The sequence below is a fragment of the Mediterraneibacter sp. NSJ-151 genome, assembly GCF_022487435.1.
GTDB classification, from domain to species: Bacteria; Bacillota; Clostridia; order Lachnospirales; family Lachnospiraceae; genus Schaedlerella; species Schaedlerella hominis.
This window is the reverse complement of record NZ_JAKVPP010000002.1, coordinates 80660-100954: the sequence shown is the minus strand read 5'-3', so window position 1 is coordinate 100954 and position 20295 is coordinate 80660. Positions and strand designations below refer to the sequence as shown.

Sequence of the window (20295 nt, the reverse complement as noted above, 5' to 3'; positions counted from 1 at the left end):
AAGGCACATTCTTTTTCCATAATATATTACAAAAAAGTCCGGTGAATATTTTTAGTCATAATTCTTCTGCCACTTCATATATTGTTTAAAGAGGTGGACAAGATGAGGGAAAATAAAAAAAGGCAACAAATATTAAATGTCCTGGCAAAGTCGATTCGAGCAATCATAGAAAATGAAGAATTAGATTTTGAAAAATTAGAAGAGATTCGTCTGCGTATTGACCAGCCATTGATTGTGGAGTATGAAAATGTAGAAATGCTACTGCCATCAAAAGCAAAAAACAAGCATATTGTAACAAAAGAAGAAATTCGAGAGACAATGGATTATATTTGTAAATATTCGTTGTATGCATACGAACAGGAATTGAAACAGGGATTCGTTACAATAGAGGGAGGACATCGGGCTGGCGTTATGGGAAAAGTGATATTAGAAAATAACAGAGTAAAAAATCTACAGTACATATCTTCGGTGAATATTCGTGTTGCACATGAAATAATCGGATGCGCAGATTCAATCATGCAGTATATAACAAAAAACAGAGAAGTATGTCATACGTTAATCATATCACCGCCACGATGCGGGAAGACAACACTGATCAGAGATATCATTCGCCAGATATCCGATGGAAATCAATATGTTCGGGGATGCACGGTGGGGGTAGTAGATGAACGGTCAGAATTAGGTGGGTGTTATCTTGGTGTGGCACAGAATCATCTTGGAATGCGGACAGATATTTTGGATTGTTGTCCCAAAGCAGAAGGAATGATCATGCTGATCCGGTCAATGGCACCACACGTACTTGCAATTGATGAGATTGGAACAAGTGAAGATGTTCATGCGGTAGAATATGCAATGCAATGTGGATGTAAATTAATTGCAAGTGTACATGGAATGGACATGGAGGAAGCATCGCAAAAGCCGGTACTTGGAGATCTGATAAGGAAGCGTCGGTTTGAACGTTATGTTATTTTGGAAAACAGGCATCATCCGGGGGAAATCAAAACGATTTATGATGAGCGGGGGAGTTTGCTATGCAGCGGATTATAGGCGGTATACTGGTGATTGCTGCAACGAGCGGGATTGGTTTTTTGTACAGTAAAGAATTACAAATTTATCTGGAAAAAATGTTGTATATCCGGCATTTAATTTATTTATTAAAGGGGGAATTAGAATATTGTGTCGCACCGATAGGTGAAGTATTCGGAAAGATAGCACAGCGGGTAAAACAACCATACAAAAACTGGCTTTTAGCAATGCAAAAGCAGGTAGAAAACAGAGAGGCAGATGAATTTTTTACAATTTGGATGCGTACGATTGATCAATACTTGGGAGAATTAAGTCTAAAGCCGTCTCATTTAATTCAATTAAAGGAGCTGGGATGCTATCTGGGACAAAATCACACAGCAGTAGAAAGCCGGAATCTGCAGCTTTATATTGAACGACTTGAACTGGAAATTGAGAAGATGAGAGAAGGAATTGAGACAAAAAGACGGATTGGAAGTTGTCTGGGAGTGATGGCAGGAATTTTTCTGGTAGTGATATTATTGTGATACGGAGGGACACCATGACGATCAATTTAATTTTTAAAATAGCGGCAGTTGGGATTCTGGTGTCTATTCTAAGCCAAGTGCTAAAGCATAGTGGCAGAGACGAGCAGGCATTTCTTGTAAGTTTTGCAGCACTTGTTCTTGTGCTTTCCTGGGTACTGCCGTATATTTACGACTTGTTTATTACGATGAAACAATTATTTGCATTATAAAATGGACGGAAGGTAAAGATAATTTTAGGAGTCGGGCAAAGCAAGGTGAAGGTAATATGAATATTGTTCAGATAGGGATTGTCGGAGTATTAGGTGTGCTGATGGCAGTACAGTTTAAAAATGGCAGATCAGAATATGGGATTTATATAAGTGTGGCGGTAAGTATTTTGATTTTTGCTTGTATTGTAGAAAGATTAACAATTTTTGTTGATGCAATTGAAGAAATCCGACAGTATTTGAATATGAATACAGTATATCTATATACGTTGTTAAAGATGATTGGAATTACTTATATTGCAGAATTTTGCTCTAGCATTTGCAAAGATGCAGGGTATCAGACAATATCTGTGCAAATAGAAATATTTAGTAAACTGACAATACTTGTCCTTGGTATTCCGGTTCTGCTTACGTTGTTAGAGACAATACAGGAGTTCCTTTCATGAGAAATAAAAGGGGATATTTAATACTATTATTTTTATTTATCTGTGTGAATATGTGTTTCTATGTAAGTGCTGCCGAAACTGAAAAAGATCAAAGCGATATACTACAGGAAGAAATAAAAAATAAGATTTTGGGAGAAGTGGATTTTTCTGAAATAAATCAAAATCTGAAGCTGTTATTTCCGGATGAAAAAATTTGTTTTCAAGATATAGTGGAAACATTGATGCAAGGAAATCTTCAAGAAACAGGAATTAAGATACTTTCGTATGTAAAAGACCAGATTAGTTATGAATTTCGTGCAAATAAAACAAATTTGGTACATATTCTTTTTATTGCAATCACAGCAGCGGTATTTACAAATTTTTCAAATGCATTGCAAAATAAACAAGTGGGGGAGATTAGTTTTTATATTTTATATATGCTTTTGATCACAATGAGTTTGAACTCATTTCGGATTGCAATATCCGGCATAGAGGAAAAAATGGAAAATATTCTGGAATTTATGAAAGTACTCTGTCCGGGATATCTTTTGTCGGTGGTGTTTGCGGCGGGAAGCAGCAGTGCATTGATGTTTTACAATTTTATTTTGGTGCTGATCTACCTGGTAGAGATAGTGGTATTTCGCTTTTTACTTCCAATCATAAATTTATACATTATGATTCAGGTAATGAACTATATGCTGGAAGAAGAGGTATTGTCAGAATTTGCAGAGCTGGTAAAAAAAGGAATACAGTGGAGCCTGAAAAGTCTGATCGGCATTGTGATTGGAGTGAATGTTGTACAGGGGCTTTTGGGACCTGCGATGGATACACTTAAGAAGAGTGCATGGACAAAATCACTGACAGCAATTCCGGGGATTGGGAATACATTTGGAAGTGTGGCGGATGTAATATTTGGAACAGCAGTATTGATTAAAAATGGAATAGGAATGGCAGGGGCAATCGTGATTGTTGGAATTTGTCTTATGCCGATCATCCAGACAGCACTCTTGACTTTTTTGTATAAGCTTGTTGCGGCAATGATACAGCCGATATCTGATTCAAGGATCACAGGTTGTATCAGCAGTGTAAGTGAGGGGTATGAATTGCTGTTACAGATTATTATAACTACAATGATACTGTTTTTGATTACGATTGCTGTAGTGGCAGCAGCTGCCACCTGAGAGGTGAAAAGAGAATGGATTTGCTCTATGAATGGATTCAGAATCTGGTCTGTTATCTGGTTATATTTACTGCTGTTTTGGAAGTGCTGCCGGGAAAAGAGTATAAAAAATATATTCAGTTTTTTGCAGGTCTTGTGCTTATCCTACTTTTGGTAACACCAATTTTAAAAGTGACAGGAATGGAACAAAATTTTTGGGAGATATATAATAATCGAGAATATGAGCAGGAGAAAAGAGAGTTGCTGGAAAAAGATAATTATTTTGAAAATATAGATATTATAGATTTTCTTCCGGAGGATTGGAAAAATGGAGAAGAAATGGAAACAGATTCTGGAACAATGGAAAGATAATTTAAGTAGAAAAAACCAGTTGCTGCTGATATTTCTTGTGGGAATTTTACTGTTGGTTGTTGCATTTCCTATATCAAAAAAGGATTCGAAAGCAGAGAAAACGATACAAGAGACAAGTTCTGTAAGAAATGTGCAGACAAATCTGGAAAATTATGAGGAGTATCTGGAAAAACGTCTGACAAATGTCCTGGAATCAGTAGATGGGGTTGGAAGAACAGAAATTGTTATTACCTTAAAATCATCTGGGCAGAAAATCGTGGAAAAAGATCAAAGTATAAACAATCAGTCTGATTCAAACACAAATGAGGCGGGAATAACAAATAGTTCTGAAACAAAAAGTTCAGATGGAACCAGTATTTATGAGCGTCAGTCAGATGGGACAGAAATTCCATATGTGAGTCAGGAACTGACTCCGGAAATAGCAGGAGTGCTTGTTGTGGCAGATGGTGGAGATAATGCTGTTGTAGTGAAGAATATTACAGACGCAATCCGGGCATTATTTGGAGTGGAAGCGCATAAGATTAAAATAATGAAACGGACAGATACATAAGGGAGGTTTTTACATGAAACAAATATTCAAAAAGAACCAAATTATTATTACTACGCTGGCTGTTATGATTGCAATTGCCGGATATTTGAATTATTCAGGGAAACTATTTGGAGAAACGAAAAGTGGAACGGAAGAGACAAATGCAGATATGGCAAATAAGGAACTTTTGGATATTTCGGAGGATGATCTTGGAAACAATGAAATCGCAAGCAATGATTCGGATGTGGAAGGAACCCCAGGCGAGGCAGTTTTGACAAGCGGAAGCATGGAATCCACTGTGGCACAGGCTAAAATATCACGCGAACAAGTGCGTTCAGAAAATAAAGAGATGCTGCAGTCGATCATTGACAGTACTACAGTCAGTGAAGAAGAAAAACAAGATGCGATTGCACAGATGCTGAAAATGACTGAATTATCTGAACAGGAGATGGCGATAGAAACATTGATGTCATCAAAAGGTTTTTCGGATGCAGTCGTTAATCTTACAGAAGATTCGGCAGATATTGTTGTAAATGCAGCCGAACTGACAGATGCAAATCGAGCTCAAATTGAAGATATTGTAACAAGAAAAACTGAAATAGCGCCGGAGAATATTGTGATCAGTCCAATTCATGCAAGTGAATAAAATCAAAACATAAAAGAAGAGTGGATAAAAATTATATATCAGTGCGAATTCTTAATGTAAAGCATTGCGGGGGAAAAAAGAATGTGATAAAATAAACTCCATATGCGATAATGTTTGATAGGAGATAATAATATGTCTGATTTTACAAATGAGATAAAGAAAAGAAGAACCTTTGCGATAATTTCTCATCCGGATGCAGGAAAGACAACACTTACAGAAAAATTCCTGTTATATGGAGGTGCAATTAACCAAGCAGGTTCAGTGAAAGGAAAAGCAACAGCAAAGCATGCAGTTTCAGACTGGATGGAGATTGAAAAGGAAAGAGGTATTTCTGTTACTTCTTCGGTTTTACAGTTTAATTATGGTGGATATTGTATCAATATTCTGGATACACCTGGACATCAGGATTTCTCGGAAGATACGTACCGTACTTTGATGGCTGCGGATTCTGCGGTGATGGTAATTGATGCATCGAAAGGTGTTGAAGCACAGACGAGAAAACTGTTCAAGGTATGTGTAATGCGTCATATACCAATCTTTACATTTATTAATAAGATGGATAGAGACGCGATGGATACATTTGAACTCTTGGATGATATTGAAAAAGAGTTGGGAATCGCAACTTGCCCTGTAAACTGGCCAATTGGTTCTGGAAAAGCGTTTAAAGGTGTATATGACCGTCAAAAAAATGAAGTGGAATTATTTTCTGATACGCAGAAGGGTACACGCATGGGAGAAGTCGAGATACTTAGTGCCGATGACCCGAGTCTTGATGAAATCCTTGGCAATGAGGCGAAAAGTATCTTGGCAGATGAGATCGAATTGTTAGATGGTGCCGCAGCTGAATTTGATATGGAGCTTGTTTCAAAAGGAGAACTTTCACCGGTATTCTTTGGTTCTGCGCTTACAAACTTTGGCGTGGAGACATTTTTGAAACATTTCCTGGCAATGACAAGTTCTCCGCTTCCAAGAAAATCAGATCATGGGTTGATTGATCCATTAGAAGAAAAAGATTTTTCTGCATTCGTATTTAAAATCCAGGCTAATATGAATAAGGCACATCGTGACCGTATTGCATTTATGAGAATCTGTTCTGGTGAGTTTGATGCGGGAATGTCTGTATATCATGTGCAGGGTGGAAAGGATATTCGTTTGTCTCAGCCACAACAGATGATGGCAAGTGAACGTAAAATGATTGAAAAAGCTTACGCAGGAGATATTATCGGGGTATTTGATCCAGGCATCTTTTCAATTGGAGATACATTGACAACATCAAAAGAAAAATTTGCATATGAAGGAATTCCGACATTTGCACCGGAACATTTTGCAAGGGTGCGTCAGGTTGATACAATGAAACGTAAGCAGTTCGTAAAAGGTATTAATCAGATCGCTCAGGAAGGTGCAATCCAGATTTTCCAGGAATATAATACAGGAATGGAAGAAATTATCGTTGGAGTAGTCGGTGTTCTGCAATTTGATGTTTTGAAATATCGTTTGCAAAATGAATATAACGTGGAGATCAGACTGGAAAATCTGCCATACGAATATATCCGCTGGATTGAAAATGATGAAATTGATATGGCTAAATTGTCTGGTACTTCAGATATGAAGAAGATTAAAGATTTGAAGGACCGTCCATTATTGTTATTTGTGCATGAATGGAGTATTCGTATGACATTGGAAAGAAACGAGGGACTGCAGCTTTCGGAATTTGGACGTTCTTAAAGAAAACAGACAAATTTCTTTGCAAATAGACTAATATTTGGTATAATACTTACAGATTGAACCATACAGGAGGTTTTGAAAAATGGCGAAGGAAGAAAGAACCACTTATACAATACACAATGACAGCAGCAAAGGAGAAGTTAAGATTGCAGATGAAGTAGTAGCAATCATTGCAGCACTTGCAGCAACAGAAGTTGAAGGCGTTGCATCTATGGCAGGCAATATCACAAACGAACTGATTAGTAAGCTCGGTATGAAAAATTTGTCTAAAGGTGTGAAGGTTGACGTGCTGGAAGGCGTTGTGACAGTTTCACTGGCATTAAATCTGAAGTATAATTATAGCATTATGACTGTAACAGAGAAGGTGCAGGAGAAAGTAAAAGCAGCAATCGAGAATATGACAGGTCTGGAAGTAGCAGATATTAATATTCGTGTGGCTGGAGTTGAGATGGATAATCAGGAATAAAAGTTTGATTATTCTAAGAAGCGGCGTAGTAAAAAGGATGTCGTACAGACATCCTTTTTCTTACCTGATGGGTCGTGATAAAAAGTTGTAAGCAGCTTTTTATGATCTGAATAACAATAAAGAAACATGAGAGAAAATGTGGAAAGGAGCTGTTATGAAAAGAACAGAACTTCGAGAGCATGTATTTAAGATGCTTTTTCAGATAGAATTTAATGAGATGGACGAGATGCCGGAACATTTGCAATTATATTTTGCAAGTCTGGAGAATGCGACAGAGCAGGATAAAGAATATATAGAGAATAAGTATCATGCAGTTGTAGAGAAAGTTTCTGAGATTGATGATCTGATCAATGAAAAATGTGAAGGATGGAAAACAACTCGTATGAACAAAGTGGATCTTACGATTCTGCGACTGGCAGTATACGAGATTAAGTGGGACGAAGATGTTCCGACTGGAGTAGCGATTAACGAGGCAGTAGAACTCTCTAAGAGATTCAGTGGAGAAGAGGGACCTGCTTTTGTAAATGGTGTGCTGGCTAAGATCGCAAACTAGTGTTAATCGGATAATAGCAGACATTAGGAGGCATAACATATGCGTAATGTTTATTCGGTTAAACAAGTTAATTCTTATGTGAAGAATATGTTTAGCCAGGATTTTATGCTGAATCACATATATGTAAAAGGAGAAGTATCGAATTGTAAATATCATACTTCTGGTCATATTTATTTTTCGCTGAAAGATGAGTCCGGAACGATAGCATGCGTTATGTTCGCAAGTGCAAGGTCGGGGCTTTCTTTTCGTATGCAGGAAGGGCAGAATGTAATCGTGCTTGGTTCTGTAAGCGTGTACGAAAGAGACGGAAAATATCAGCTTTACGCAAAAGAGATTATCCTGGATGGGGCAGGAGCACTATATGAACGATTTGAGGCTTTGAAGAAAGAGCTTGAGGAGATGGGGATGTTTGCTGCCGAGTACAAGCAGCCGATACCACGCTATGTGAAGAGTGTCGGTATTGTGACAGCACCGACAGGAGCGGCAGTGCGAGACATCATCAATATTTCTAAGCGAAGAAATCCTTATGTACAGTTGATTTTATATCCTGCACTTGTACAGGGAGAAGGCGCAGCTGCAAGTATCGTCCGTGGAATCCGGATGATGGAACAACAAAACGTAGATGTGATCATTGTCGGACGTGGCGGAGGCTCAATGGAAGATTTATGGGCATTTAATGAAGAGGCTGTGGCAAGAGCAATTTTCGAATGCACAATTCCGATTATTTCTGCCGTTGGGCATGAGACAGATACGTTGATATCGGATTATGTTGCCGATTTGAGGGCACCTACACCATCTGCGGCAGCAGAATTGGCAGTATACGAACTATCTTCGGTTCAGATAATGTGTGAAGAATATAAGAGAAGAATGTATCAACAGATAAGGCAGCGTATAGATTTTTCCAGACGGCAGACGGAACAGATGGCATTTCGATTAAAAGTAGCTCATCCACGTCAGAAATTGAATGAACAAAGACAATATCTGGCTGATTTAGACAGTCGTATGCGTATCAGAATGAATTCGGCATTGGAAGAGAGCAGGCATAAACTGGCAATTTATATAGAGAAAATGAAAGGATTGTCACCGCTTCAGAAATTGAATCAAGGGTATGCATATGTAACGGATAAATCGGGGCGGACAGTGAGAAGCATTAAAGATACAAAGCAAGGAGAAGTACTTGATGTGTATGTGACAGATGGGCGTGTTCGTACACAGGTGGTGGATATATATAAGGAGGAGTATGATGTTAGAAGAGAAAAAGAGTGAACAGAAAGAGACACAGATTCCTCTGGAAGAGTTATTTTCAAAATTAGAGGAAGTAGTTAAGAATCTGGAAAATCCGGAAAGCTCTTTGGAAGAATCCTTTCAGTATTACAACGAGGGAATGCAGCTTTTAAAGAGATGTAACGAGACAATTGATTCTGTAGAAAAGAAAGTACTTGTTTTAGATGAGGAAGGAGAGACGTATGAATTTTAAAGAAGAACAAAAGAAAAGAATAGAGCAGATCGAAGCAATTCTAATGCGTTATCTTCCAAAACAAGAAGGAAAACAAAAAATCATTATGGAGGCCATGGAATATAGTTTGATGGCAGGAGGCAAGCGGTTACGTCCAATGCTGATGTGGGAGACATACCGTATGTTTTCAGGAACATCAGAAGCAATCTATCCGTTTATGGCAGCTATGGAGATGATTCATACATATTCTCTTGTACATGATGATCTGCCGGCAATGGACAATGATGAATATCGCAGAGGACGTAAGACAACACATGTTGTTTATGGAGAAGATATGGGAATCCTTGCCGGAGATGCGCTTTTGAATTATGCATTTGAGACAGCAGTTTCAGCATTTTCTATAGAAGGTGTAGATGCGGAAAATATAGGGCAAGCACTTCAAGTGTTGGCTAAAAAAGCTGGAATTTATGGGATGATAGGTGGTCAGGTTGTAGATGTAAAGTGTACTGGTCAGAGCATTTCAGGAGATACGCTGGATTTTATATACCGCTTGAAAACAGGTGCATTGATTGAAAGCTCAATGATGATCGGAGCAATTCTTGCAGGTGCATCTAAAGATGAAATTAAGAGCGTGGAGACAATAGCACAAAAAGTCGGGCTGGCATTTCAAATCCAGGATGACATTTTAGACGTGACAAGTACGGCAGAGGTGTTAGGAAAACCAATCCACAGCGATGAGAAAAATGAAAAGACAACGTATGTAACCTGGAAAGGAATTGAAGCTGCAAAAGCAGAGGTAAAACAACTTTCCGAGGAAGCAGTTAAGGAATTGAAAAGACTTGAGAGTACAGACGAATACTTGGAGATGTTGCTCGAGTCATTAATATACAGGAAGAAATAAGGAGGAGTTCCTTATGGTTTTAGAAAAGATTCAAAAAGCAAATGACATTAAAAACTTAGAGCCAGAGGAATTGGAAGTATTAGCTAAGGAGATCAGAAGCTTCTTGATTGAAAAAATAAGCTGCACCGGAGGGCATTTGGCCTCAAATCTAGGTGTAGTAGAGCTTACGATAGCACTGCATCTTGCACTTGATTTCCCGGAAGATAAATTAATCTGGGATGTAGGGCATCAGGCATATACGCATAAATTACTGACAGGACGTAAAGCTGGATTTGATGATCTGAGAAAATATGGCGGAATGAGCGGATTCCCAAAGCGCAAAGAAAGTGATTGTGATGCGTTTGATACTGGGCATAGTTCAACATCTATCTCAGCCGGACTTGGATATGTGGCAGCCAGAGACATTCAGAAACAGGATTATCATGTTGTGTCTGTTATTGGAGACGGATCATTGACCGGAGGAATGGCATATGAAGCCTTGAACAATGCTGCACATGTAAAAAGCAATTTTATTATTGTTTTAAATGATAATAATATGTCCATTTCACCGAATGTGGGAGGCGTATCAAATTATTTGAGTGGGCTTCGCACAGCAACTGCTTATACAGAGTTGAAGCGTGGCGTGGAAGATACGTTGAAAAAGATTCCTGTTAAGGGAGAAAAACTGGTTTCACAGATTAAAAAGACAAAGAGTGGATTGAAACAGTTTCTTGTGCCGGGAATGTTTTTTGAAGATATGGGGATTACGTATCTGGGACCGGTAGACGGACATGATATAAGAAAACTTTATAAAGTATTTAGTGAAGCAAAACGATTGAATCATGCTGTGCTTGTACATGTTCTTACAAAAAAGGGTAAAGGTTATTTACCGGCAGAGAAAAATCCATCCCGCTTTCATGGAACTCCGCCATTTGTTATTGAAACAGGGGAAGCAAAGCAGACATCCGAAAAGGATTCTTATACAGATGTATTTTCAAAAGTAATAACAGATGTTGGAAAGAAAGATGAAAAGGTCGTAACGATTACAGCTGCAATGGCAGATGGAACAGGGTTAAACCGATTTGCAAAACATTTTCCGGACAGATTCTTTGATGTGGGAATAGCAGAGGAGCATGCACTGACATTTGCAGCAGGACTGGCGGCTGGTGGCATGAAGCCTGTCGTAGCATTGTATTCTTCATTTTTACAGCGTGCCTATGATCAGGCAATTCATGATGTCTGTCTCCAGAATCTTCCGGTTGTGCTTGCCGTAGATCGTGCCGGTCTGGTTGGAAGTGACGGAGAAACGCATCAGGGACTTTTTGACTTGTCATTTTTAACAACGATTCCAAATATGACGATCATGTCTCCGAAAAATCGCTGGGAGATGGCTGATATGGTTCGCTATGCAATTGATTTTCAATATCCGATTGCACTTCGATATCCAAGAGGAGCAGCATACGAAGGCTTTAAAGAATTCCGGGCGCCGATTGAATATGGTAAAAGTGAGATGTTGTATCAGGAATCCGAGATTGCAATTATTTTTGTTGGACATATGGCAAAGCTGGCCAAAGATGTCAGAGAAGAATTGAAAAACAGAGGATATTCTTGTACGTTGGTCAATGCGAGATTTGTAAAACCATTAGACAAAGAGATGCTCGTACAATTGGCTGCAAACCATCGTATATATGTGACAATTGAAGAAAATGTCCTGTCCGGTGGATTTGGTCAGCAGGTATTGGATTGTGTGGAGCGTGAAAGATTAGATGTTTATGTACACAGTTTTGGAATTCCGGATGATTATGTAGAGCATGGCAATGTAGATGTACTGCGAAAAGAAGTTGGTCTGGAGAAAACAAACATAGTTGAAAAAATTATTACAGATTATAATATAGCAAGGAATGAATAACATGAAGGAACGATTAGACGTATTATTAGTAAAACGGAATCTTGCAGAATCTCGCGAGAAAGCAAGAGCGATTATTATGTCCGGTAATGTTTTTGTCGAGGGACAGCGAGAAGATAAAGCTGGTACGACATTTCCGGAAGAAGTACAGATTGAGATTAAGGGGCATACACTTCCGTATGTAAGTCGTGGTGGATTAAAACTGGAAAAAGCAATGAAAGTTTTTGATGTTACGGTAGAAGGTAAGGTATGTACAGATGTTGGTTCTTCAACAGGAGGTTTTACAGATTGTATGCTGCAAAACGGGGCAGTGAAAGTATTTGCAATTGATGTGGGAAGAGGTCAGTTGGATTGGAAACTTCGTCAGGATGAACGGGTTGTATGTATGGAAAAAACAAATATCCGTTATGTTACTCCGGAAGATATAGGAGAACCGATTGATTTTTCATCCATTGATGTATCATTCATATCATTGACAAAAGTATTGGAGCCGATTCGCAATTATTTAACACCGGAGGGTGAGATTGTGGCTTTGATTAAACCTCAGTTTGAAGCAGGAAGAGAAAAAGTTGGAAAGAAAGGGGTAGTCAGAGAGCGAAGCACACACCACGAAGTGATTGAAAAAGTTGCACAGTATGCACACTCGATAGGATTTGAAATATTAAATATTGATTTTTCGCCTATTAAAGGACCAGAGGGAAACATTGAATATTTGATTCATTTGAAAAAATGTCCAGATGGACAGCCGCCGGAAATTTCAGTAGATTTATCTAGTGTCGTGGATCATGCATTCGAGGAGCTGGCACGTTGAGGATAAGAACATGGATAAATTTTATGTGATTACAAATCAATTAAAAGATACAGACTATCGAATAACAAATGAAATTAAAGAATACATTGAAAAAAATGGAAAAACTTGTGTAATCGCTCAAAAAGACGAAGAGGGTTATTTGATTCCGGGAACAGTGCCAAAAGATATACAATGTGCAATAGTTCTTGGAGGAGATGGGACTTTAATTCGTGCTGCAAGAGAATTAGAAGGATATCATATTCCATTACTTGGTGTAAACATGGGAACGCTGGGGTATCTGGCAGAGGTAGAATTGCATGATTATCGTACAGCTCTGGACAAGTTGTTTGCAAAAGAGCCAGAAGTGGAAGATCGTATGATGTTGCGAGGAAGTGTTAATGGAGGAAAATCGCACGTTGCAGTGAATGATATTGTAGTGACGCGTTCGGGAGAGCTTCGTGTGGTACATCTGGATATTTATGTGAACGGAGCACTTTTAAATAGTTATCGTGCGGATGGAGTAATCATATCGACACCGACAGGAACAACAGGATATAATCTGTCTGCGGGAGGACCGATTGTTGAGCCAACGGCAAGTATGTTTGTAATTACTCCGATTTGTTCGCATGCACTTAATGCAAGTAGCGTCGTACTTTCGGCAGAGGATACAATAGAAGTAAAAGTCTGTGAAGGTAGATATGGAAGACAAGAGCATGCGTTAGTTACATTTGATGGGGCGGAAGAGATTGCTGTTCGTACAGGAGATCGTGTTGTGGTTCAAAAAGCTGAAGATACTACAAAGCTGATTAAATTGAATAAAGAAAGTTTCATGATAACTATGCGAGAAAAAATGAAAGGAAATTAGGAAAATGAAGGTTAGTCGTCATGCAAAAATAATTGAATTGATCAATCAGTATGATATTGAAACCCAGGAAGAATTGGCAGATCGTTTGAATCAATCCGGATTTAAAGTGACTCAGGCTACAGTTTCCAGAGATATTCGTGATCTAAAGCTGACGAAAATGTCAGTAGATGGAGGAAAACAGAAATACGTTATTATTAAGCCGGAAGATGGCGGTATGACGGAAAAATATATGAGGGTATTACGAGATGGGTATGTATCCATGGACATGGCACAAAATATACTTGTGATAAAAACTGTATCAGGAATGGCTATGGCAGTTGCGGCTGCTATAGATGCTATGCAGTGGAAAGAAGTGGTCGGATGTATTGCCGGAGATGATACGATTATGTGTGCAATCCGAACAGTAGAAGACACAACCTGTGTGATGGATAAGATTAGAAAAATTGCAACAAGAGGATAATAAAAGAAATTATGTTAGAAAATCTGCATGTAAAAAATCTGGCGTTGATTGATGAAGTTGAGGTTGATTTTCAGCCTGGATTAAATATTCTGACAGGAGAAACCGGAGCTGGAAAATCAATTTTATTAGGTTCTGTGAATCTGGCATTAGGTGGTAAATACAGTGCGGATATGCTTCGCACAGGAGCTAAATTCGGACTGGTGGAATTGACATTTACAATTGAAAATGAAAAGTTAGAAAAACAGCTCGAGGCAATGGATATTTATCCGGAAGATGGGCGGATTGTATTGAACCGAAAGCTGATGGAAGGAAGAAGTGTCAGTAAGATTAACGGAGAAACCGTAAATATGACGACGCTTCGTGAAGTGGCATGTATGCTGATTGACATTCATGAGCAGCATGTGCATCAGTCACTTCTTCATAAGAGAAATCATCTGGTTTTTCTGGATTTATATGCGAAAGATAAAATTGAGCCGTTGAAAGAAAAAGTTGCAAAGGCTTATCATACTTACATGGATTATCAGAAGAAGCTGGATAATTTCAGTATGGATGAGAGAGAACGGCAAAAGGAAATATCGTTGGCAGAATTTGAAATACATGAAATAGAAGAGGCAAATCTTCAGGATGGCGAAGATGAAGATTTGGAACAGCTTTATCAGAGAATGGCAGCAGGTAAGAAAATCACAGAAGCAATCAGTGAGGCTTATCAATATACCAGTGAAGATTCTTCTGGTAATGCAAGTGATTATTTAAGCAGGGCAATCCGAGCACTTCAGGATGTCTCATCAGTGGATGAACAAGGAATGTCTCTATACGACCAGCTGTCAGAAATTGATAGCTTATTAAATGATTTTAACAGAGAGTTATCAGACTACGCAAAAAGCTTTGAATTTTCGGAAGAAGATTTTTATGAGACAGAGAATCGTTTGAATATCATTAATCGTTTAAAAACAAAATTTGGTAATTCTGTCAGTGAAGTTTTGGAATATTGTGAAGAAAAAAAACAGAGACTAAACGAACTGGAAGATTATGAAGCATGCATGAATGAGTTAAAAGAAAAATTGCAAAGTGCAGAAGAAGAATATGTGAAGCAGGCAAATGCATTGACAATGGAGCGTGAAAAAGCAGCAATTCCATTTGTTGAGGAAATAAAAAAAGGATTGAAAGATTTGAATTTTCTGGATGTGCAATTTGAAATGCGTTTTACAAAACATGATCGATATGGACTGGGTGGAATGGATGATGCTGAATTTTATATGTCAACCAATCCAGGTGAAGCCTTAAAACCAATGGGAATGGCAGCATCCGGTGGTGAGCTGTCCAGAATTATGCTTGTAATTAAAACAATTCTTGCCGGGCAGGAAGATACACCAACGTTAATATTTGATGAGATTGATACGGGAATCAGTGGTATTACGGCAGGAAAAGTTGCAGAAAAGATGCGATTTATCGGAAAGTCCAGACAAGTTTTATGTATTACGCATCTGGCACAAATCGCATCAAAAGCAGATGCCCATTATTTGATTCAAAAGCAGGCAAAAGAAAACGTAACAAAAACAGAAATTATACCATTATCAAAAGAAAATTCAATTCATGAACTCGCGAGATTACTTGGAGGCGATAAGATGACAGCAAGTATTCTTGAGAGTGCAAAAGAGATGAAAGAATTGGCAATGAGTGAAATATAATACCAGTGTGAAATTGTGTTTCTTTCACATACTAAAAACGAACACCAGGGAAATAAGTTTCCTGTGGATGTTCGTTTTTTCTGTTAGTAGAAAAAGTTCCATTATTAAAAAAGTAACGAAAGAAGGTATGTGAGATGAAACAGGACAGAAAGAAAAAAATCCTTTGCGTAGTTATTCTTATCATTACGATGGCGATGTTTGGAAAGATGGGCTGGAATGTATCTTGGGCAGCAACGCAAAAAGAGGTGACAACAGAGCAACTGGATGAAGATGTGGTTTTAGTAGGAGGGATGCCAATTGGAATTTACATGGAAACGGATGGGGTATTGGTCTTAAATACACAAAAAATAAAAGGCGTTGACGGAAAAGAGTATAATCCGGCTAAAAAACAAGTGAAGTCGGGAGACTATATTATCGGAATAAATGGAGTGGAAATTCATGATAAAAAGCAATTGATGGAACAGGTTGAAAAACTGAATGATCAGGAGGTAGAACTGTCAATATATAGAGAACAAAAGAATTTAAATGTAAAAATGAAAGCAGTAGAGTCTGCGGCAAAGAAATATAAACTGGGAATCTGGGTAAGAGATAATGTACAAGGTTTAGGAACAATTACATTTTTGACAAAAAACAGTGAATTCGGAGCACTCGGTCATGGAATCCATGATATGGATACAAGTGTATTGATGAAAATAGCAAATGGAAGAATATACAGAACAAGTATACGTTCAGTTGTGAAAGGGTCCGAGGGAACTCCGGGGAGCATGGAGGGACTTATTGTATATAATCGCAATAATCAATTAGGGTCGATTAAAAAGAATACAGAGGTTGGAATATATGGAATATTAGATGACTTAAATACATTATTTGAAGAACAATATGCTGTACAGATTGCAAAAAAAGAAGAAATTAGAAAAGGAAAAGCAACAATTCGTTGCTTTTTAGACGGAGAAGTGAAAGAATATGATGTCGAAATTTTGGAGATTGATAAGACACCGAATGAAATAAATAAAGGAATTACATTACAAGTTACAGATTCTGAATTGTTAGAAAAAACAGGTGGAATTGTGCAGGGAATGAGTGGTTCGCCAATACTTCAAGACGGAAAATTAGTCGGTGCAGTTACACATGTATTTGTTAATAATTCTACAAAGGGATATGGAATATTTGCAGAAACAATGTTGAAAGAAGCCGAAAAATGCAACATGTAACTGCTGTCTTTTGTCGAATTGAGACGCATGAAAGCTCTTGATTCTCATCGACAAGGCTTATATAATAGTGAAATGGTAAAGGAAAAGCGGGACGATGAGAGTAGAAGGGGTGGAGGAGGACACTATATGGAAGCATTGAAAGTGGCCATTGCCGACGATAATGAATTAATGCTGGATATGCTAGGAGAGCTAATTTCTTCAGATAAAGACTTAAACATTGTTGGAAAAGCAAAAAACGGAGAGGAGATTTGTCAGATAATCAAAGAACAGAAACCGGATGTTGTACTTTTAGATCTGATTATGCCGAAGATGGATGGACTTACTGTTATGGAATATGTAAATCGAGATAAAGCAGTAAGTAAACAGCCAAGTTTTATTATCGTTACAGCAGTGGGAAAAGAGAAAATTACAGAAGATGCTTTCAATCGCGGAGCAGATTATTATATTATGAAGCCGTTTAATAAACAAACATTATTAAATCGAATCAAGGATTCGCGCAGAACGTGGAGAATTCCGGAGAAAAATATAAATGAAATAGTAGAAAAGAATCCAATCAGTGAAGAATCATTACTCAATACAGTAACAAATATGTTGCATGAAATTGGAATTCCGGCACATATCAAAGGCTATCACTACCTGAGAGACGCTATTATAATGGCGGTAGAAGATATGGAAGTATTAAATGCAATTACAAAAATATTGTATCCTACTGTAGCAAAAAAGTATCAGACAACCTCGAGTCGTGTAGAGCGTGCAATTCGACATGCGATAGAAGTTGCGTGGAGCAGAGGTAAATTAGATACATTAGATCGTTTATTTGGATATACTGTCAGTAACGGAAAAGGAAAACCGACAAATTCTGAATTCATTGCCTTAATCGCAGATACCATCCAGTTAGAATATAAAAACAGATAATAAAAACTACTGTGATTCGCTGTATATATGCGAAATAAGGCTTTTAATTAAAAATGAAATGCGTTATAATAATTTTATGATTATTCAAAAAAGCAAGGCTGAAAAAAGCGAAAAACGGGAGGGTTATTATGAAAAATATTTTATTTGCATCTTCAGAATGCGTTCCATTTATTAAAACAGGAGGTCTGGCGGATGTAGTTGGTTCGCTTCCAAAATATTTTGATAAAGATAAATATGATGTCCGAGTTGTTCTTCCAAAATATAATTGTATGTTTCAAAAATGGAAAGATATGATGGAATATGTAGATCATTTTTATATGGAACTTGCAGGTGAGGATCGTTATGTCGGAATCATGACTTGTGAATATGAGGGGATTCGCTTTTACTTTATCGATAATGAATATTATTTCAATGGTTTTGCACCTTATGATGGGGATCCAAAGTGGAATATTGAAAAATTTGCATTTTTCTCAAAAGCTGTATTAAGTATTCTCCCGGTTATCGGATTCCGCCCGGATCTGATTCATTGTCATGACTGGCAGACAGGATTGATTCCTGTATATTTGGATAATTTCCGTTATCTTGGAGAATACTATCGAGGAATTAAGTCTATTATGACAATACATAATCTGAAGTTCCAGGGTGTATGGGATAGAGAAACAGTACAGGCAATCACAGGACTTCCAGATTATTATTTTGTTCCGGATAAGATGGAAGCATATAAAGATGCAAACCTGCTTAAAGGTGGTATCGTATATGCAGACAAGGTTACAACTGTAAGCCAGACTTATGCGGAAGAAATTAAAACTCCATTCTATGGAGAAGCGTTAGATGGATTAATGAATGCACGTTCTAATGATCTTTGTGGCATTGTGAATGGATTAGATTATGATGACTATAATCCTGAGAAGGATTCAAGAATTGTAAAGAATTTTAATGTGGGAGATTTCCGAAAATTAAAACCAATGAATAAAGCTGCTTTGCAGGAGGAACTTGGTCTTGACAGAGATCCAAAGGCTATGATGATTGGTATGGTTTCCAGACTGACAGATCAGAAGGGCTTCGATCTGGTAGATTATATGATGGATGAATTATGTCAGGATGCAGTACAGATCGTAGTACTTGGAACTGGTGAAGCAAAATATGAGAATATGTTCCGTCATTTTGCATGGAAATATTCAGGAAAGGTTTCTGCAAACATCTTTTATTCAGAAGATCTTTCACATAAGATTTATGCATCATGTGACGCATTTTTAATGCCGTCTCTGTTTGAACCATGTGGATTGAGTCAGTTGATGAGTCTTAGATACGGAACTCTTCCAATTGTTCGAGAGACAGGTGGATTAAAAGATACAGTACAGCCTTACAATGAATATGAGAAAACAGGAACAGGATTTAGTTTCGCAAATTATAATGCACATGAAATGTTGAATACTGTTCGATATGCAGAACATATTTACTATGATAGAAAGCGCGACTGGAATAAGATGGTTGAGCGTGCTATGGAAGAAGATTTTTCTTGGGGAAATTCTGCAATCCAGTATCAGAATTTGTATGCAAGCCTGATTGGGGAATAGAAGCAAAGCAAGTAATATAAATACGACAGATTTAGGAGAAGGACATGAAGATAATTGATAAATTGAACGAAGATAGAATTCATATTTCGTTCGAGGTGTTTCCACCAAAAACAGATGCAGGATTTGAAAAAGTGAAAGATGCAACAGATAAAATTGCCCAGTTAAACCCGTCATATATTAGCGTTACATATGGTGCCGGCGGAGGAACAAGTAAGAATACAGCAAAGATTGCATCACACATAAAACATGAGCTTGGAGTAGAAAGCCTGGCACATCTTACGTGTGCGTCATCTACAAAAGAAGAAGTGCGACAAGTAATTGAAAATCTGAAACAGTTGGAAATTGAAAATATTCTTGCCCTTCGAGGAGATATCGTACCGGGAATGACCTTTCCAAGTGAAGACCGTTTTCATTATGCATATGAATTGGTTGAAGAGATAAAGAAACATGGAGATTTCTGTATAGGTGCCGCATGTTACCCGGAGGGACATGTGGAAAACGAACACAAAGAAGATGATATCAAATATTTAAAACAAAAAGTAGATAGTGGAGTTGATTTCCTGACAACACAGATGTTTTTTGATAATGATATTCATTATAACTTTTTGTATCGGATTCGTGAAGCGGGTATTACCGTCCCAGTTCTTCCGGGAATCATGCCGATTACTACAGCGGCTCAGATGAAACGTAGTCAGGAATTGTCAGGAACCGTATTTCCAAGAAGATTTCTGGCATTGCTGGATCGGTTTGGCGATTATCCGGATGCAATGAAACAAGCAGGAATCGCATATGCTACAGATCAGATTATCGATTTGCTTGCTAATGGAGTGAAAAATATCCATGTCTATTCTATGAATAAACCGGAAGTGGCGGCTAAAATCATGGAGAATCTTTCAGAAGTAATAAAATGTTAGGA

The 20295-nt window shown here is 37.9% G+C and carries 23 protein-coding genes; all 23 read left to right on the top strand.

Translation table 11 applies throughout. From position 1 onward, the window contains the following. The first annotated feature begins 102 nt into the window (after positions 1-102). The 23 genes from spoIIIAA to metF all read left to right on the top strand — a co-directional run bounded on the left by spoIIIAA (position 103) and on the right by metF (position 20293). Positions 103-1047, top strand: a complete 945-nt coding sequence (gene spoIIIAA, locus LQE94_RS02390) for a stage III sporulation protein AA (protein ID WP_022076120.1) — start codon at positions 103-105, stop codon at positions 1045-1047. Next, on the top strand, positions 1032-1550 hold the full coding sequence (locus LQE94_RS02385) for a stage III sporulation protein AB (protein WP_022076121.1): 519 nt from the start codon (positions 1032-1034) through the stop codon (positions 1548-1550). The genes spoIIIAA and LQE94_RS02385 overlap by 16 nt, the downstream gene beginning before the upstream one ends. 14 nt (positions 1551-1564) lie before the next feature. Further along, complete coding sequence (gene spoIIIAC, locus LQE94_RS02380) at positions 1565-1759, top strand: stage III sporulation protein AC (protein ID WP_022076122.1); 195 nt, start codon at positions 1565-1567, stop codon at positions 1757-1759. Positions 1760-1815: 56 nt separating this feature from the next. Continuing rightward, complete coding sequence (gene spoIIIAD, locus LQE94_RS02375) at positions 1816-2202, top strand: stage III sporulation protein AD (RefSeq protein WP_022076123.1); 387 nt, start codon at positions 1816-1818, stop codon at positions 2200-2202. Beyond that, the gene (locus LQE94_RS02370) at positions 2199-3362 is read left to right on the top strand and encodes a stage III sporulation protein AE (RefSeq protein ID WP_118723759.1); all 1164 of its coding nucleotides are present in this window, start codon (positions 2199-2201) and stop codon (positions 3360-3362) included. Before spoIIIAD ends, LQE94_RS02370 begins: the two co-directional genes overlap by 4 nt. A gap of 14 nt (positions 3363-3376) precedes the next feature. Next, a complete protein-coding gene (locus tag LQE94_RS02365; RefSeq protein WP_118723758.1) occupies positions 3377-3712 on the top strand; it encodes a stage III sporulation protein AF in 336 nt (111 codons plus the stop codon). Continuing rightward, the gene (locus LQE94_RS02360) at positions 3669-4262 is read left to right on the top strand and encodes a stage III sporulation protein AG (protein ID WP_118723757.1); all 594 of its coding nucleotides are present in this window, start codon (positions 3669-3671) and stop codon (positions 4260-4262) included. Before LQE94_RS02365 ends, LQE94_RS02360 begins: the two co-directional genes overlap by 44 nt. 13 nt (positions 4263-4275) lie before the next feature. Then, positions 4276-4887 (top strand): SpoIIIAH-like family protein, encoded by a 612-nt coding sequence (locus LQE94_RS02355; RefSeq protein ID WP_022076127.1) that lies wholly within the window; start codon positions 4276-4278, stop codon positions 4885-4887. Between the two features lie 132 nt (positions 4888-5019). Next, the gene (locus LQE94_RS02350) at positions 5020-6612 is read left to right on the top strand and encodes a peptide chain release factor 3 (RefSeq protein ID WP_118723756.1); all 1593 of its coding nucleotides are present in this window, start codon (positions 5020-5022) and stop codon (positions 6610-6612) included. Positions 6613-6694: 82 nt separating this feature from the next. Then, positions 6695-7078 (top strand): Asp23/Gls24 family envelope stress response protein, encoded by a 384-nt coding sequence (locus LQE94_RS02345; protein WP_022076129.1) that lies wholly within the window; start codon positions 6695-6697, stop codon positions 7076-7078. Positions 7079-7232: 154 nt separating this feature from the next. Beyond that, positions 7233-7631 carry a transcription antitermination factor NusB gene (gene nusB / locus LQE94_RS02340; RefSeq protein WP_118737061.1) on the top strand — a complete coding sequence of 133 codons (399 nt, stop codon included), beginning with the start codon at positions 7233-7235 and terminating at the stop codon, positions 7629-7631. A gap of 39 nt (positions 7632-7670) precedes the next feature. Beyond that, the gene (gene xseA, locus LQE94_RS02335) at positions 7671-8897 is read left to right on the top strand and encodes an exodeoxyribonuclease VII large subunit (RefSeq protein WP_118737019.1); all 1227 of its coding nucleotides are present in this window, start codon (positions 7671-7673) and stop codon (positions 8895-8897) included. Beyond that, positions 8875-9108 carry an exodeoxyribonuclease VII small subunit gene (gene xseB / locus LQE94_RS02330; RefSeq protein ID WP_022076132.1) on the top strand — a complete coding sequence of 78 codons (234 nt, stop codon included), beginning with the start codon at positions 8875-8877 and terminating at the stop codon, positions 9106-9108. The genes xseA and xseB overlap by 23 nt, the downstream gene beginning before the upstream one ends. After that, positions 9098-9988, top strand: a complete 891-nt coding sequence (locus LQE94_RS02325; RefSeq protein WP_118723754.1) for a polyprenyl synthetase family protein — start codon at positions 9098-9100, stop codon at positions 9986-9988. Before xseB ends, LQE94_RS02325 begins: the two co-directional genes overlap by 11 nt. Positions 9989-10001: 13 nt before the next feature. Continuing rightward, positions 10002-11876: a 1-deoxy-D-xylulose-5-phosphate synthase gene (gene dxs / locus LQE94_RS02320; RefSeq protein WP_118737018.1), complete on the top strand. Its 1875-nt coding sequence runs from the start codon at positions 10002-10004 to the stop codon at positions 11874-11876. A 1-nt stretch (position 11877) separates the two neighbouring features. Then, positions 11878-12684, top strand: a complete 807-nt coding sequence (locus tag LQE94_RS02315) for a TlyA family RNA methyltransferase (protein WP_240576897.1) — start codon at positions 11878-11880, stop codon at positions 12682-12684. A 10-nt stretch (positions 12685-12694) separates the two neighbouring features. Beyond that, a complete protein-coding gene (locus LQE94_RS02310) occupies positions 12695-13528 on the top strand; it encodes an NAD(+)/NADH kinase (RefSeq protein WP_240576896.1) in 834 nt (277 codons plus the stop codon). Between the two features lie 4 nt (positions 13529-13532). Continuing rightward, entirely contained in the window at positions 13533-13988 is a 456-nt protein-coding gene (argR, locus tag LQE94_RS02305) for an arginine repressor (protein WP_022076137.1), read from the top strand. Positions 13989-13999: 11 nt separating this feature from the next. After that, complete coding sequence (gene recN / locus LQE94_RS02300) at positions 14000-15676, top strand: DNA repair protein RecN (RefSeq protein ID WP_118723750.1); 1677 nt, start codon at positions 14000-14002, stop codon at positions 15674-15676. Between the two features lie 134 nt (positions 15677-15810). Beyond that, complete coding sequence (gene spoIVB, locus LQE94_RS02295; RefSeq protein ID WP_118723749.1) at positions 15811-16887, top strand: SpoIVB peptidase; 1077 nt, start codon at positions 15811-15813, stop codon at positions 16885-16887. Positions 16888-17013: 126 nt separating this feature from the next. Continuing rightward, positions 17014-17802 (top strand): sporulation transcription factor Spo0A, encoded by a 789-nt coding sequence (gene spo0A / locus LQE94_RS02290; RefSeq protein WP_118737014.1) that lies wholly within the window; start codon positions 17014-17016, stop codon positions 17800-17802. A gap of 128 nt (positions 17803-17930) precedes the next feature. Further along, complete coding sequence (glgA, locus tag LQE94_RS02285; RefSeq protein WP_118737013.1) at positions 17931-19379, top strand: glycogen synthase GlgA; 1449 nt, start codon at positions 17931-17933, stop codon at positions 19377-19379. A gap of 44 nt (positions 19380-19423) precedes the next feature. Further along, complete coding sequence (gene metF / locus LQE94_RS02280; RefSeq protein WP_022076142.1) at positions 19424-20293, top strand: methylenetetrahydrofolate reductase [NAD(P)H]; 870 nt, start codon at positions 19424-19426, stop codon at positions 20291-20293. Positions 20294-20295: the final 2 nt, after the last annotated feature.